General features: G+C 60.8%; 14 protein-coding genes. 2 read left to right on the top strand and 12 right to left on the bottom strand.

Annotated features, from left to right (window positions below; all coding sequences use genetic code 11):
- The first annotated feature begins 123 nt into the window (after positions 1 to 123).
- The gene (locus ACYJRZ_RS13700; protein ID WP_459459488.1) at positions 124 to 747 is read left to right on the top strand and encodes an LOG family protein; all 624 of its coding nucleotides are present in this window, start codon (positions 124 to 126) and stop codon (positions 745 to 747) included.
- A gap of 28 nt (positions 748 to 775) precedes the next feature.
- On the opposite strand, the gene rarD is transcribed toward ACYJRZ_RS13700, so the two are convergent.
- The 10 genes from rarD to radA all read right to left on the bottom strand — a co-directional run bounded on the left by rarD (position 776) and on the right by radA (position 11,540).
- Positions 776 to 1,687, bottom strand: coding sequence for an EamA family transporter RarD (gene rarD / locus ACYJRZ_RS13695; RefSeq protein WP_459459486.1), 912 nt, complete (start codon positions 1,685 to 1,687; stop codon positions 776 to 778).
- 108 nt (positions 1,688 to 1,795) lie between these two features.
- Positions 1,796 to 3,412: a citramalate synthase gene (cimA, locus tag ACYJRZ_RS13690; protein WP_459459484.1), complete on the bottom strand. Its 1,617-nt coding sequence runs from the start codon at positions 3,410 to 3,412 to the stop codon at positions 1,796 to 1,798.
- Positions 3,413 to 3,456: 44 nt separating this feature from the next.
- On the bottom strand, positions 3,457 to 4,416 hold the full coding sequence (pip, locus tag ACYJRZ_RS13685; protein ID WP_459459482.1) for a prolyl aminopeptidase: 960 nt from the start codon (positions 4,414 to 4,416) through the stop codon (positions 3,457 to 3,459).
- Positions 4,413 to 4,889, bottom strand: a complete 477-nt coding sequence (locus tag ACYJRZ_RS13680) for a GFA family protein (protein WP_459459480.1) — start codon at positions 4,887 to 4,889, stop codon at positions 4,413 to 4,415. The genes pip and ACYJRZ_RS13680 overlap by 4 nt, the downstream gene beginning before the upstream one ends.
- Positions 4,882 to 5,358 (bottom strand): GFA family protein, encoded by a 477-nt coding sequence (locus ACYJRZ_RS13675; protein WP_459459623.1) that lies wholly within the window; start codon positions 5,356 to 5,358, stop codon positions 4,882 to 4,884. The genes ACYJRZ_RS13680 and ACYJRZ_RS13675 overlap by 8 nt, the downstream gene beginning before the upstream one ends.
- A 2-nt stretch (positions 5,359 to 5,360) precedes the next feature.
- Positions 5,361 to 6,752 (bottom strand): cysteine--tRNA ligase, encoded by a 1,392-nt coding sequence (gene cysS, locus ACYJRZ_RS13670; RefSeq protein WP_459459478.1) that lies wholly within the window; start codon positions 6,750 to 6,752, stop codon positions 5,361 to 5,363.
- A gap of 221 nt (positions 6,753 to 6,973) precedes the next feature.
- The gene (locus ACYJRZ_RS13665) at positions 6,974 to 7,714 is read right to left on the bottom strand and encodes an SDR family NAD(P)-dependent oxidoreductase (RefSeq protein ID WP_459459476.1); all 741 of its coding nucleotides are present in this window, start codon (positions 7,712 to 7,714) and stop codon (positions 6,974 to 6,976) included.
- A 77-nt stretch (positions 7,715 to 7,791) separates the two neighbouring features.
- Positions 7,792 to 9,276, bottom strand: coding sequence for an amidophosphoribosyltransferase (purF, locus tag ACYJRZ_RS13660; protein ID WP_459459474.1), 1,485 nt, complete (start codon positions 9,274 to 9,276; stop codon positions 7,792 to 7,794).
- A 164-nt stretch (positions 9,277 to 9,440) separates the two neighbouring features.
- Entirely contained in the window at positions 9,441 to 10,046 is a 606-nt protein-coding gene (locus ACYJRZ_RS13655; protein ID WP_459459472.1) for a CvpA family protein, read from the bottom strand.
- A gap of 90 nt (positions 10,047 to 10,136) precedes the next feature.
- Positions 10,137 to 11,540: a DNA repair protein RadA gene (gene radA, locus ACYJRZ_RS13650; RefSeq protein WP_459459470.1), complete on the bottom strand. Its 1,404-nt coding sequence runs from the start codon at positions 11,538 to 11,540 to the stop codon at positions 10,137 to 10,139.
- Positions 11,541 to 11,691: 151 nt separating this feature from the next.
- On the opposite strand from radA, the gene ACYJRZ_RS13645 reads away from it, so the two are divergent.
- Positions 11,692 to 12,327: a LysE family translocator gene (locus tag ACYJRZ_RS13645; RefSeq protein WP_459459468.1), complete on the top strand. Its 636-nt coding sequence runs from the start codon at positions 11,692 to 11,694 to the stop codon at positions 12,325 to 12,327.
- A 21-nt stretch (positions 12,328 to 12,348) separates the two neighbouring features.
- On the opposite strand, the gene alr is transcribed toward ACYJRZ_RS13645, so the two are convergent.
- Positions 12,349 to 13,512 carry an alanine racemase gene (gene alr, locus ACYJRZ_RS13640; RefSeq protein WP_459459466.1) on the bottom strand — a complete coding sequence of 388 codons (1,164 nt, stop codon included), beginning with the start codon at positions 13,510 to 13,512 and terminating at the stop codon, positions 12,349 to 12,351.
- Between the two features lie 261 nt (positions 13,513 to 13,773).
- Positions 13,774 to 14,415, bottom strand: a complete 642-nt coding sequence (locus ACYJRZ_RS13635) for a dihydrofolate reductase family protein (protein WP_459459464.1) — start codon at positions 14,413 to 14,415, stop codon at positions 13,774 to 13,776.
- Between the last annotated feature and the right edge of the window lie 20 nt (positions 14,416 to 14,435).

Genomic DNA, 14,435 nt, shown 5'->3' with positions numbered 1-14,435 from the left:
TCCTGAAATTGCTAGCGATTTCGCCTGCTTTTACAAGCTTTCTCAGCCATTTTCGCATGTCCCGGCACAAGTTTTCCTTTGAAAAATCTTGACTGAGCATCCGCAGCATAGTTGTTTGCATCCATGACCGACGATTCCACGCCAATTCGATCCATTTGCGTCTATTGCGGCTCAAGGCCGGGGCGCGACCCTTCCTACATGGCTGCCGGCCGCGAACTGGGCAAAAGCATTGCCGAAAACGGCCTGCGCCTGATCTATGGCGGCGGAACGAAGGGCATCATGGGCGCTGTCGCGAGCGGCGTGCTGTCGCACGGCGGTCAGGTTACCGGCATCATTCCGGAATTTCTGGTCGATATGGAAGCGACGCGCCATTCGCTCGGGCAACTCGACGAGCTCATCATAACGCCTGATATGCATGCGCGCAAACATGGCATGTTCGAGCGCGCCGACGCTTTCGTGGCATTGCCGGGCGGTATCGGCACTTTGGAAGAGATCGTCGAGATCATGACCTGGGGTCAGCTCGGCCGACACGAAAAGCCGATGGTCTTTGCCAATATCAACGGTTTCTGGAACCCTATGATGGAGCTTATCCGCCATATGACGGAAGAGGGCTTCATCCATACCGCTCACCGGGTCCAGCCGCTCGTCATCGACAAGATCGCCGATATCGTTCCGGCGATCCGCAAACACGCCGCCGAGACACGCGGCGACCGCGGCGGCGAAGAGGCCGTCATTTCCAAACTTTGAGTAAGGATCGGCTGACCAAGCCTACTGGTTAACCTCCTCTGCTCTGACGCAGCATCGACCAGCTGTAGAGCACGAGAGCGGCCCAGATCAGCGAGAATGCGATGAGCCGCGGCATGTCGAACGGCTCCTTGAACAAAAAAACGGCAATCAGGAAGACCATCGTCGGCGCGATATACTGCATGATGCCGATGGTTGACATTCTAAGAAGCTTCGCACCGTTGGCGAAGATCATCAGCGGCAGCGCCGTTACCAGCCCGCAGCCGAGCAGAAGTCCGGTATCGGAAAGACCGGTCTGGTAGAAGTGGCCTTCGCCGCGCGCCTCCAGATAGAGAATGTAAAGCGCTGCCGGAATGCAGAGCAGCAACACCTCGATGAAGAAGCCCTGATTGGCGCCAACAGGCAGCGTCTTGCGGAAAAAGGCATAGAAGCCCCAGGACAAGGTCAGTGTCAGCGCCACCCAGGGTACGGTGCCGGCTTTCACCGTCAGGATGATGACTGCGATGGCTGCAAGGCATATGGCAACGATCTGCGTCGGCGCCAGCTTTTCCTTGAGCAGGATCGCGCCGAGCGCGATGCTGAATAGCGGGTTGATGAAGTAACCGAGGGCGGCGTCGAGCGAATGGCCGGCGCCGATCGCCCACACATAGGTTCCCCAGTTGATGGTGACGAGCGCTGCTGTCAGCGACGCCATGGCGATGGTGCGCGGATTGCGAAACGCCGCCTTGATGTCGCCGAGACGGCCAAGCGCCAGCAGCACGATGCCAGCGACAGGAACCGACCAGACAATGCGATGCGCTATAACCTCGAAAGCCGAGATATGCGCGAGCGCCTTCATATAGATCGGCAGAACGCCCCAGAAGAGATAGGCGGTCAGCGCGAAGCCGAAGCCCCGGATAGCATCGTTGTTCTTGATTTCCGGTTGGACCGCGTCCGTGGCCATGAATTTTCCCGTCATTCTCTGTTATTTGAGACGGGATTACTCCAATGCATGCGGGATGGCTAATTCATTTCATTGACGGCATCGTCAAGCTTTTTGATGGGCGGCGGATCACTCCGCCGCGATCTTGCCTGCCATATGGCGGTTTTTCATCAGCTTGTAGATGACGGAATCCATCAGGGCCTGGAACGATGCGTCGATGATGTTTTCGGAGACACCGACCGTCCACCAACGTACGCCGTCGCTATCCGTGGATTCGATCAGAACGCGGGTGATGGCTTCCGTGCCGCCATTGAGGATACGCACCTTGAAGTCGGCCAGTTCCAGATCGTCGATCTCGTGCTGGTATTTGCCGAAATTCTTGCGCAGCGCCAGGTCGAGCGCATTGACCGGACCGTCGCCCTCGGCAACTGACATGATGGTTTCGCCGTCGATGATGATCTTCACCACGGCTTCCGAGACGATTTTTACCCGGCCGTGGGAATCGAAGCGGCGCTCGACCATGACGCGGAAACCGTCGATCGCGAAGAATTCCGGTGTGGTGCCGAGCGTGCGACGCGCCAAAAGTTCGAAGCTCGCATCCGCGCCCTCGTAAGCATAGCCTGTCGCTTCGCGTTCCTTGACGATCTGGATCAGCTGGTCGAGCTTCGGGTCGTCCTTGCCGACCTCGATGCCACGCCGCTTCAGGGCGTTGATGAAGTTCGACTTGCCGCCTTGGTCGGAGACCATGACCTTGCGGAAATTGCCCACGCTTTCTGGCGGCACATGCTCGTACGTGCGCGGGTCCTTCAGCAGCGCAGAGGCATGGATGCCGGCCTTCGTGGCAAAAGCTGATGCCCCGACATAGGGTGCCTGATGGTCCGGAGAGCGATTGAGCAGCTCGTCGAAGGCATGCGAAAGGCCGGTCAGGCCCACGAGCCGCTCGGCATCGATCGTCGTTTCGAAACGTTCGCTATAAGCTCTTTTGAGCGCCAGCGTCGGGATCAGCGTGATCAGGTTGGCGTTGCCGCAGCGCTCGCCGATGCCGTTCAGCGTGCCCTGGATCTGCCGCACGCCGGCCTCGACCGCGGCAAGCGAATTGGCGACCGCTTGTCCGGTGTCGTTATGGGCATGGATGCCAAGACAGTGCCCGGGAACGCCGCAGGCGATGACGGCTTCGACGATGGCGCGGACCTCCGGCGGCTGCGTGCCGCCATTGGTGTCGCAGAGCACCACCCAGCGTGCTCCTGCATCATAGGCCGTCTTGGCGCAGGCAAGCGCATAGGTCGGATTGGCCTTGTAGCCGTCGAAGAAGTGTTCGCAATCAACGAGAGCTTCCTTGCCGGCGCCAATGGCTGCCTTGACGCTTTCCGCGATGCTTTCGAGGTTCTCCTCGTTGGTACAGCCGAGCGCCACCTTGACGTGATAGTCCCAGCTCTTTGCGACGAAGCAGATCGCGTCGGATTTCGCCTGCAGCAGGCTCACAAGGCCTGGGTCGTTGGAGGCGGAGATACCGGCGCGCTTCGTCATGCCGAAGGCGACAAAGGCGGCCGATGTCGTGCGCTTCTCGTTGAAGAAAGCGGTATCGGTCGGGTTGGCGCCGGGGTAACCGCCTTCGACATAATCCAGGCCGAATTCATCCAGCATGGTCGCAATGGCAATCTTGTCCTCGACCGAAAAATCGATGCCGGGCGTTTGCTGGCCATCGCGGAGCGTCGTGTCGAAGAGATAGATTTTTTCGCGTGTCATACTGTTTCCTCCGGCGAACCGGTTATTGATATTGGGTGCCCGGCCTATGCTTTGCCTGCAAACTTGTCGGTGGCGCGGATGAGCCGATCCAGAATGCCAGGTTCGGACGAAGCATGGCCGGCGCCCTCGATCAGGTGAAATTCCGCTTTCGGCCAGGCCTTGTGCAGCGCCCAGGCATAGCGTGCCGGGCAGGGCATGTCGTAGCGGCCATGGACGATGACGCCGGGAATGTCTTTCAGCTTGTAGGCATCGCGCAGCAGCTGCCCTTCCTCAAGCCAGCCGGCATTTACGAAGAAATGGTTCTCAATACGGGCGAAGGCGTGCGCATACTCCGCATCCTCGAACTGGGCGCTGACGGCAGGTTCCGGCAGCAGCGTAATCGTCTCGCCTTCCCAGATCGACCATGCCTTGGCGGCTTCCAATCGGGCAGCCTTGTCGGGATGCGTCAATAGCCGATGGTAAGCGGCCATCATCTCATGGCGCTGTTCCGGCGGGATAGGGGCGATGAAACGCTCCCATTTGTCGGGGAACATTTCGGAGACGCCGAACTGATAATACCAGTCGAGCTCGGCTCTCGTCAGTGTATAGATGCCGCGCACGACCAATTCCGAAACGCGATCCGGATGCGTTTCGGAGTAGGCGAGCGCCAGCGTCGAGCCCCAGGAGCCGCCGAAAACAAGCCATTTTTCGACACCGGCCATTTTGCGCAGCCGTTCGATATCGTCGACCAGATGCCAAGTCGTGTTGGCTTCCAGACCGGCATGCGGCGTTGAGCGCCCGCAGCCCCGCTGGTCGAACAGGGTTACGTCATAAAGGGCTGGATCGAGCACGCGGCGGTGGCTCGGCGAGATACCGCCGCCCGGCCCACCATGCAGGAAGACGGCAGGCTTGGCGCCTGGCGTCCCCACCCGTTCCCAGTAGATCACATGACCGTCGCCGACGTCGAGGTGACCGGAGGCATAGGGTTCGATGTCCGGATAGAATGTGCGCAGGACTTCGGTCATATTTTCAACCCTTCGGCCGGCCAGACATCGGTATCGTGATCGGGATGCTGGAAGGAGATGATCTGCTCCTGCCGCGAATAGAAATCCGGATCCTGATGAATCGGCTTTTCAAAAATCGTCTCTACCCAAGGCAGGCGATAGGCGTGGTTGACCTGGATCTGCGGGGCGAGATCGTCGCGCTCGTCGAAGGCGCCGATGGCGATTTCAACGCCGCCGGGATGACGGTAGGTTAGCGGCGTGCCGCAGTTCTTGCAGAAGCCGCGGTCGATATTGACGGAAGACTGGAAGTAGCTCGGCTCGCCGCGCGTCCATTCCAGGCCGTCTTCAGGGGCGGTGACGAGCGCGGAGAAGAAATTACCGAATTGCTTCTGGCACATGCGGCAATGGCAGATCGACGGACGACCGAGCTCTCCGCGAATGCGAAAGCGCACCGCACCGCATTGGCATCCTCCGCTTCTGGTAGCGTCAGTCATGGTCCTTCTCCTCTGGCCAGCTTGAGGTATCGTGATCGGGATGTTGGTACGAGACGATCTCCAGCACGAAAGGCGCCTGCTCGGCGTCCTCTTCCGTCCGGTGTCCGGGCAACAGATGCAGCCGATCGACGAAGCCGATCTTGGCTTCCGTGCCATATTGCACGACAGGCAGCAGCCTTGAGGGGTCGTCGAAGGCGCCGGCCGCGACCGCGATGCCATCGGGCGCCTCATAGGTCAGCGGCGTGCCGCAATCCCCGCAGAAGCCGCGTTTCACATAGTTGGACGACTGAAACAGCTTCCGCTCGCCGCGCGTCCATATAAGCTCGGCGCCGCGCGTCGAGACCAGCGGCGCATAATAGGCGCCAAAAGCCTTCTGGCACATGCGGCAGTGACAGATGGAAGCATCCTTCAGCTCACCCCGCACCCGGAAGCGAACCGCGCCACACTGACAGCCGCCGGTGTAGATCATGCTCACCGCTTGATCTCCCAGCTCGTGGTCCGCTCACCCGTCACCGCATCTTTCCCATCCTTGAGCTGGATACCCATGGCCGTCAGCTCCTCGCGAAGCTTATCGGCTTCGGCGAAGTTCTTTGCCTTCAGCAGCTCGAGACGCTGGCGCACCTTGGCATCGATCTTTGCGACTACAGCTTCGTCCACCTCCGCCTTCTTAGGCAGCAGGCCGAGAAGATCGGCGCTGGCCGCGAAGACGGGCAGGAGGCTGGCATCGGCATTGGCGGCCTGTGCCAGGGCATGCAACGCCTGGATGGCGGCGACGGTGTTGAGATCGTCGCCGAGTGCGGCAAGCACCGTTTCATCCGGAGCCGCTCCACTTAGGTCAGCAGCCGGCCATTTGGCGATCAGCCGTTCGGCTTCCTCAAGGCGCTTGACGGAAAAGTCGATCGGCTCGCGATAATGCGTCATCAGCATGGCAAGCCTGAGGACCTCGCCGGGCCATGTCCGGCCACCGAGCTTGTCTGTCTGCAGCAGCTCGTAAATGGTGACGAAATTGCCTTCCGATTTCGACATCTTGCGGCCTTCGAGCTGCACGAAGCCGTTATGCATCCAGACGTTTGCCATGGCATGTGTGCCATTGGCGCAACGCGACTGGGCAAGTTCATTTTCATGATGCGGGAAGATCAGGTCCAGACCGCCGCCATGAATATCGAAGACGTCGCCGAGATAGCGCCCGCTCATGGCCGAGCACTCGATATGCCAGCCCGGACGACCGCGACCCCAAGGGCTTTCCCAACCGGGCTCGTTCTCGTCGGAGAGCTTCCACAACACGAAATCGCCTGGGCTCTTTTTGTGCTCGTCGACCGCTACGCGCGCGCCCGCCTGCTGCTCATCGAGATTGCGCTTCGAAAGCTGACCGTAATCGGCCATCGATTTGGTGTCGAACAGCACTTCGCCCGCCGCTCGGTAGGCATGACCCTTGGCAATCAGCGTCTCGATGATTGTGATCATCTGCTCGATGCTATCGGTTGCGCGCGGCTGTACCGTTGGCTCCAGGCAGCCGAGATCGGTCGTATCCTTGCGATACTGCTGCTCGGTCTTCTCCGTTACCAGCCGGATCGCCGCGTTCAGCGGCAGGCCGGGATGGTCGCGTAAGGCGCGCGCGTTGATCTTATCGTCGAGATCGGTGATGTTGCGAACATAGGTAACGTGGTTTTTGCCATAGACGTGCCGCAGCAGCCGGAACAGCACGTCGAAGACGATGGCCGGGCGGGCATTGCCGATATGGGCGAAATCATAGACCGTGGGGCCGCATACATACATGCGCACATTGTTGCGGTCGATCGGCTCGAAATCGACCTTTTCGCGCGTCAACGTGTTGTAGAACTTCAGTTGCGGCTTAACGCCCATGTCACTCTCCCAAGGCATAAATCCGAAAAATACCGTCACCGGCAGGCCGGACGTTTGTCATCTTGGATTTTGGGAGACGAAAACGGCCAGGCCAGCGAAACGCTAGCGAATAATCTTCCGGCAGATAATGCAGATAACCGTTTTCATGGGCGGCTTTATCGCGCGCCGGATGAATTTGGTCAAGTAGGGATAAGGCGTCTCGCGTAAGGGCTGAGATGTTTTTATTCCGGCATCCGATAGTCGACGAGCCTGTTCTCGCGTACGACGAAAAGCTTGCCGGTTTCAGTGACGTCGGAGCCGACCAGAGGCAGGATCGCCTGGGCGACCTCTCGCGGATGCGGGAGCGTATCCGGATCTTCGCCGGGCATGGCCTGGGCGCGCATGGCGGTGCGGGTAGCGCCCGGATCGACGCTGGTGATGCGCAGCGGCGTGCTCTGCGTTTCCCCAGCCCAAGTGCGGGCCAAAGCTTCGACAGCTGCCTTGGAGGCGGAATAGGGACCCCAGAAGGGCCGGCAGCGATGGGCGGCGGCCGAGGAGAGGATGACGGCGCGGCCCGCCTCGGCGCGCGTCAATAGGGGCTCGACGGAGCGGATCAGCCGCCAGGTGGCGGTGACATTGATCGTCATCACCTTTTCGAAGACCTTGGCCTCGACATGGCCGATCGGCGAGATCACGCCGAGGACACCGGCATTGGCAACGAGAATATCGAGTTTGCCCCAGCGTTCGAAGATGGAGGCGCCGAGCGCGTCGATGGCATTCATGTCGGCGAGGTCGAAAGGAACGAGTGTCGCCGAGCCGCCGGCGGCTTTGATGGCATCGTCAAGCTCCTCAAGGCCCCCGACCGTGCGGGCGCAGGCGATGACATGCGCGCCGGCCTTGGCCAGTTCCAGTGCCGTGAAATAGCCGATACCGCGCGATGCGCCGGTGACGAGGGCGATCTTGTCCTTGAGATTGACGCTCATGCTGCCTTGATCCGGATATGTTGCGAAGGAATAGGGGCAGGGCGCCCCGTCCCTTCTGGAGTCAACCGCTTGTAAGATCAACCATTGCTGGCGAGAACGGAAAGCTTGCGCACGTTGCTGGTGCTTTCCTTGTCGAGCAGGCGGGTCGGGTAATCCCCGGTGAAATAATGGTCGGTGAACTGCGGCTGCGCATTGTTGCGGGGCTCACCGCCGACGGCACGATAAAGACCGTCGATCGACAGGAATTCCAGCGAATCCGCGCCGATGAAATCGCACATGGCCTTCAGGCTGCTGTACTGGTTGGCGAGCAGCTTGTCGGCGTCCGGCGTGTCGATGCCGTAGAAATCGGGATGGAAGATCATCGGGCTGGCGACGCGGATATGCACTTCGCTGGCGCCGGCATCGCGGATCATCTGCACGATCTTCACGGACGTCGTACCGCGCACGATGGAATCGTCGACCAGCACGACGCGCTTGCCCTCGATGATGGCGCGGTTGGCGGAATGCTTGAGCTTTACGCCGAAGGCGCGAATCTGCTGCGTCGGCTCGATGAACGTACGGCCGACATAATGGTTGCGGATGATGCCGAGTTCGAAGGGAATGCCGCTCGCCTGGGCATAGCCGATGGCAGCAGGCGTGCCGCCGTCCGGCACCGGAACGACAACATCGGCCGCAACAGGCGCTTCCTTGGCGAGGTTGATGCCCATGTTCTTGCGGGCGACATAGACGTTGCGGCCGCCGACGATGGAATCGGGGCGGGCGAAATAGACGTATTCGAACAGGCAGAGCCGCTCTGGCTTCGGAGCGTCGGGCTTGCGGGCATCGATGGTGATCGAGCCATCGGGCTGGATCTCGCAGATGATGACTTCGCCGTTTTCAACGTCCCGGACGTATTTTGCGCCGATGATGTCGAGCGCGCAGGTTTCCGAGCAGAAGATCGGCTTGCCGTCGAGTTCGCCCATAACCAGCGGCCGGATGCCGATCGGGTCACGCGCCGCGATCAGCTTCGTGCGCGTCATGGCGAGCATCGAATAGCCTCCTTCCATCTGCCTGATGGCATCGATGAACCGGTCGGAAGAGGAAGCCTGCTTGGAACGGGCAATGAGGTGAAGAACGACTTCGGTATCAGAATTCGACTGACAGATGGCGCCATCGGCGATCAGCTGCCGCCGCATGGTCAGGCCGTTGGTGAAATTGCCGTTGTGAGCGATGGCGATGCCGCCGACTTCCAGTTCGGCGAAGAGTGGCTGCACGTTGCGAAGCACGGCGTCGCCCGTCGTCGAATAACGCACATGGCCCATGGAGCGGTCGCCGGGCAGGCGGGCAAGCGTCGCGGGATCGGTGTAGTGATCGCCGACGAGACCCATCCGTCGCTCGGAATGGAAGCGCTGACCGTCGAATGAAACGATGCCGGCCGCCTCCTGGCCGCGATGCTGCAGGGCGTGCAGGCCGAGCGCCGTCAGCGCCGCGGCGTCCGGGTGTCCCAGAATGCCGAAAACGCCGCATTCTTCATGCAGCGTGTCGCCGTCGATATCGTCCTCGAGGGAAAGGGAATGATTCATGGCTGCAGGCCTTTGCTCTCAACGTGGGCGGATCGGGGCGGCGTCACGAGTAACCATTAAAATAGCCTAAAATCCGGCCGGAAAAAATATCGGGCCGGATCTTCTATTGTCACGCCGCTCAAATGGCGATTCTCGGGCGGCAGGTCAAGCCTGTAAACGCACCGTCAATTGTTTGTCTGCGGCGCCGGTGCATCATCCGACGGTGCGGTATCGTTCGGCGTGGCGTTCTCGCCGCTTCCTTGCTGCTTCGGCGCGATCTTGTTGAGGATCTCAGCCGGCAGCCTTGCCTGTATATCCTGTGGCAGTGCAGCCGTCAGCTTCTCGACCATCGAATCGAGGAATGGCTTCGATTTGGCGTTGTTGACCCAGTTCGGACGGGCGGCCGGTGCCACCAGCCAGTTCCAGAAGGCCACGACGACGACCATCAGTAGCAGGCCGCGGGCCGCACCGAAGAGGAAGCCAAGCGTGCGGTCGAGCGCGCCGATGCGGCTGTCGATGATGAAATCGGCAATCCGGATGGTGATGAAGGAAATGATGATCAGCGCCAGCAGGAAGATGACGGCGGCGGACGCGATCGTCGCGATCTTGGTGTCGGCCTTGTATTGCAGGGCATAAGGAACGAGCAGCGGATAGAGATAATAAGCGGCGACTGCCGAGCCGCCCCAGCTGACGATCGAAAGAATTTCGCGCGAGAAGCCGCGAACCATGGCCAGCACGGCGGAGAAGAGAATAACGCCGATAACAATACCGTCGAAAATCGTAATGGGCATTTATAATCCACTTCAAGACTTGCAGACCTTTTGGTCGGCATCGGCCTCAATCAGGAGCCTCTTCTTCGCCAAGAGCGGCTGAAGTAAGGCTCAATCTTCATCTTCCACGCGCTTCAGCGCGCCCTTCGATCCGGCAATGCGCGCCACCAGATCCGGCAGGCTGTCGATCTCGCTCCAGCGTCCGCCGTTGACCTTCGGCAGATCGGCGGAAGCGGCAGGCAACACAGCCCCTGAAAATCCCAGCTTCTCGGCTTCCTTGAGGCGCTGGGCGGTGTGCGCAACCGGCCGAACGGCGCCCGACAGGCTGACTTCGCCGAAATAGACGCAATCGGCGGGCAGGGCAAGACCGGCCAAAGAGGAAACCAGTGCAGAAGCGACTGCAAGGTCCGCAGCCGGTTCGGAAATGCGATAGCCGCCGGCGATATTGAGGTAAACATCGTGCTGACCGAGCCGTACGCCGCAATGCGCTTCCAGGACGGCGAGAATCATCGATAGCCGCGCCGAATCCCAGCCGACGATGGCGCGGCGCGGCGTGCCGAGCGATGTCGGCGCGACAAGGGCCTGCACCTCGACCAGCACCGGGCGCGTGCCCTCGATTCCGGCAAAGACGGCCGCTCCGGGCGACTTTTCGTTGCGCTCGCCGAGGAAGAGCTCGGATGGATTGGGCACATCGCGAAGCCCGGCGTCGGACATTTCGAAGACGCCGATTTCATCGGTAGGACCGAAGCGGTTCTTCACGGTGCGCAGGATGCGGTAATGATGGCCGCGGTCACCCTCGAAGTAGAGAACGGCATCGACCATATGCTCGACGACGCGCGGCCCTGCGATCTGGCCGTCCTTGGTGACATGGCCGACCAGCACCATCGCCGTGCCGGTCTGCTTGGCGAAACGGATCATCGCCTGCACACCGGTACGCACCTGCGTAACCGTGCCCGGCGCGGATTCGGCAAGCTCGCTCCACAGCGTCTGGATGGAGTCGATGATGACGAGATCCGGCCGCTTGCCTTCCGCGAGTGTCGCGAGAATGTCCTCGACATTGGTCTCGGCGGCGAGCAACACTTCCGTGTCGGCCGCCTTCAGCCGTTGGGCTCGCAGGCGCACCTGCGCCACGGCCTCTTCGCCGGAGACATAGACGATCTTGTGTCCTTGCCGGGCGAGGGCTGCTGCCGCCTGCATCAGCAGCGTCGACTTGCCGATGCCCGGATCGCCGCCGACGAGAACGGCCGATCCCCGCACGAAGCCGCCGCCGGTGGCGCGATCGAGCTCGGATATGCCGGTATGGATGCGCGGCGCTTCCTCGATTTCACCCGAAAGCGTCGTCAGAGTGACGGGCTTGCCCTTGCGCGGAGTCTTGGCGGGGCCGCCGCCGATCCCGCCCATCGGATCTTCTTCGACGATGGTGTTCCATGCGCCGCAACTGTCGCATTTGCCGGCCCAGCGATTGTGGACCGTGCCGCAGTTCTGGCAGATGAATTGTGTACGGGCCTTAGCCATCGGATGCTGTTCTCAAGTTCAAATGCTTCGCTTTTCGCGACGAATCGCTTGAGCTGTCAGATAATGGCTTTCCCGGCCTATCAAAACTAATGATTTCCGTATCAATGGCGATCGTGTCAGCCTTTATGCCGGATTTTATGGGTGATGACCGATGTTTGACTATTCGCTTGCGCACTGGATGGGCTTTCTGACCGCTGCGATTCTCCTTAATCTGTCGCCGGGGCCGGATATCGCCTTCATTCTCGGTCACACGATCAGAAGCGGCATGCGCTCCGGCTTTGCAGCGCTGTTCGGCATCTGGAGCGGCGCGTGCCTGCATGTGCTGATGGCGGCCGCCGGCCTTTCGGCGATTCTGGCCGCTTCGGCATTGGCCTTCTCGACGGTCAAATGGATCGGCGCGGCCTATCTGATTTGGCTCGGCATTCAGGCGCTGCGCTCGAAAGGCGAGGGGGCATGGATCAAGGAGGCAGGCAAGATGCTCTCCTGGGGCCGCATCTATCGACAGGGCATTATGGTTTCGCTGCTCAATCCGAAGGTCGCCATCTTCTTCTTGGCCTTTCTGCCGCAATTCGTCGTCGAGGGTGCCGGCCCGGTTTGGGCGCAGCTCTTGCTGCACGGAAGCTTGATTATCGTCGTCGCCGCCTTCATCGAGCCGCCGCTCATCATGCTCGGTGGCCGCCTGAGCGAAGCCTTGAGGCGCAATCGCAGCCTCGGCCTATGGCTCGATCGCGGTCTCGGCACGCTGTTCGTCGCCCTTGGCGTCCGGCTGGCGATCAGTGCCCGCTAAATACTCTGAGGAATAACCGGGCTATTCCTCAGTCTCTTCCGAGATATACCGGCGTTCGTGCCGCAGTCCCAAGCTGGTCAGCATCTCGTAGCCGATGGTGCCCGCCGCCCTTGCGGCGTCATCGACCGAGATGTTGCTGCCGAAGAGTTCGATATAGTCGCCGGCGCGCGCCAGGTTGTCCGGCAGGTCGGTGACATCGAAGATGGTCAGATCCATGGTGATGCGGCCGGCGACGGGCACCTTATGGCCGGCAATGAAGCCATGACCGCCGGCAATGCCAGTCTGGCGCAATGGCACGCCGGCGCTCGACTGGCTGCGCATATAGCCGTCGGCATAGCCGGCGGAGACAATCGCCAACCGGCTGTCGCGGGTCAATTGAAGCGCGCGGCCATACCCCACCGTCTCGCCTGCCTTGACCGCGCGGGTCTGGATGATCCGTGCTTCAGCCGTTGCCACCGAGCGCATCGGATTGACCATGCCGGGAACCGCCTCGCCGCCATAGGTGGCGATGCCGGGGCGGGTGAGATCGAAATGGTAGTCCGGCCCGAGAAAGATACCGGCCGAATTGGCAAGGCTCGCCTCGATGCCTTCGAAGGCAGCACTGACCTTGCGAAAGGCCTCAAGCTGCTGCTTGTTCATCGCATTGGATGGATCGTCGGCGCAGGCGAGATGGCTCATCACGAGAACCGGCGCAAAGCTTGCCGGACGAGAGACGTCATCGGCGAGCGCGATCGCATCGTCCATCGGCAGGCCGAGCCGGTTGAAGCCGGTGTCGACCTGCAGCGCGCAGGGATAATCACCGTAGTCCGACAGAACGGACATCCAGAAGGTCAGCTGCTCCTCCGACGCGATGACCGGCACGAGATCGTTTTCGAAGAACCGGCGCTCCATACCCGGCCAGATGCCGCTGAGCACGAAGATGCGGGCCTCAGGCGCATAGAGCCGCAAGGTCGCGCCTTCATCCGCAGTGGCGACGAAGAAATCGCGGGCTCCGGCAGCGTAAAGCGTTTCACCGACATCCTCGATCCCCAGCCCGTAGGCATCGGCTTTGACAACGGCTGACGTGCGGGCCTTCCCCGAGCGGCGCGCGAGGTCGCGCCAGTTTTCGACGAGGGCGCCTAGATCCACCGTCAGTCGCAGTCCGGCGGAAGCGAAAGCATCATCGTCATTGAAATTATCTGTCATGGGGCGCCCTGAATAAGGAAGTGGCCGGAGGTGATTTGGCTTGAGCCAGGATACCGGTCGTCGATGAAAAGAAAAAGTGCTGCGAGGCATGTATGCGGGAACTGGCAAAACTGCCACCACATTTCCGGCGGCTGTTTTCGCACCTGCAGCGACATAAACTTTTTCGACAGCATCTGCGCGAAAGCAGATTGTCAGCACCTGGCCCCGCAATTCGAGGCCCACCTGGATGGGCGGCCCATGAAGGCCCCATATTATAGGCGGCTAGCGTTGAAAGGTGAGATGGATGGTGCCGCTCGAGGCGGTTTCCGATTTGACTGTATAGCCAGCTTCCAGGCCGCGCAGATCGTCCCACAGGCGTATGCCGCGCCCGAGCAGAATCGGTGTGATCGCAACATGAAGACGGTCGACAAGACCCGCCTTCAAAAACTCGCGAACGACCGTTGGGCCGCCGCCAATCCGTACATCTTTATCGCCCGCCGTCCTGACAGCCTGCTGGAGCACATCAGCCGGAGCGGCGCTGAGGAAATGGAAGGTGGTGCCGCCAGCCATCTTCAGGGAAGGCCTAGGGATATGGGTCAGAACGAAGACGGGTACCCGAAACGGCGGCTCGTCGCCCCACCAGCCACGCCAATTCGGATCGTCGGGAAAGTTGTGGAGGCCGAACATGCCTGCGCCCATGATCTCGGCACCCACATTCTCGAAGTATTCTCGAGCGTAATCATCATCGACACCGGTGGCCCCAGCCCCGCTGGTGTCCTTGAGGACGCGCTCACGGAACGTTCGTGTTGCAGTGTATGCGCCGACGAGACGCGGCCAGTCCTCGCCGAACGGGATTTCGGGTGTCTGGTCTGTTGTGGTTGCGAAACCATCGAGCGAGATCATGAGATCGACACGTATTGCCACTGGAGCTCTCCTTGCGAGTG

The sequence above is a fragment of the Rhizobium sp. No.120 genome (assembly GCF_054558365.1).
Note: the sequence above shows the minus strand (reverse complement) of the source record. Positions and strands in the feature narration are given on the sequence as shown.

Excerpts from the sequence above, each read along its gene's own strand:
- ACYJRZ_RS13700 (WP_459459488.1), top strand. The coding sequence starts at position 124 with ATGACCGACGATTCCACGCCAATTCGATCCATTTGCGTCTATTGCGGC.
- rarD (WP_459459486.1), bottom strand. The coding sequence starts at position 1,687 with ATGGCCACGGACGCGGTCCAACCGGAAATCAAGAACAACGATGCTATC.
- cimA (WP_459459484.1), bottom strand. The coding sequence starts at position 3,412 with ATGACACGCGAAAAAATCTATCTCTTCGACACGACGCTCCGCGATGGC.
- pip (WP_459459482.1), bottom strand. The coding sequence starts at position 4,416 with ATGACCGAAGTCCTGCGCACATTCTATCCGGACATCGAACCCTATGCC.
- ACYJRZ_RS13680 (WP_459459480.1), bottom strand. The coding sequence starts at position 4,889 with ATGACTGACGCTACCAGAAGCGGAGGATGCCAATGCGGTGCGGTGCGC.
- ACYJRZ_RS13675 (WP_459459623.1), bottom strand. The coding sequence starts at position 5,358 with ATGATCTACACCGGCGGCTGTCAGTGTGGCGCGGTTCGCTTCCGGGTG.
- cysS (WP_459459478.1), bottom strand. The coding sequence starts at position 6,752 with ATGGGCGTTAAGCCGCAACTGAAGTTCTACAACACGTTGACGCGCGAA.
- ACYJRZ_RS13665 (WP_459459476.1), bottom strand. The coding sequence starts at position 7,714 with ATGAGCGTCAATCTCAAGGACAAGATCGCCCTCGTCACCGGCGCATCG.
- purF (WP_459459474.1), bottom strand. The coding sequence starts at position 9,276 with ATGAATCATTCCCTTTCCCTCGAGGACGATATCGACGGCGACACGCTG.
- ACYJRZ_RS13655 (WP_459459472.1), bottom strand. The coding sequence starts at position 10,046 with ATGCCCATTACGATTTTCGACGGTATTGTTATCGGCGTTATTCTCTTC.
- radA (WP_459459470.1), bottom strand. The coding sequence starts at position 11,540 with ATGGCTAAGGCCCGTACACAATTCATCTGCCAGAACTGCGGCACGGTC.
- ACYJRZ_RS13645 (WP_459459468.1), top strand. The coding sequence starts at position 11,692 with ATGTTTGACTATTCGCTTGCGCACTGGATGGGCTTTCTGACCGCTGCG.
- alr (WP_459459466.1), bottom strand. The coding sequence starts at position 13,512 with ATGACAGATAATTTCAATGACGATGATGCTTTCGCTTCCGCCGGACTG.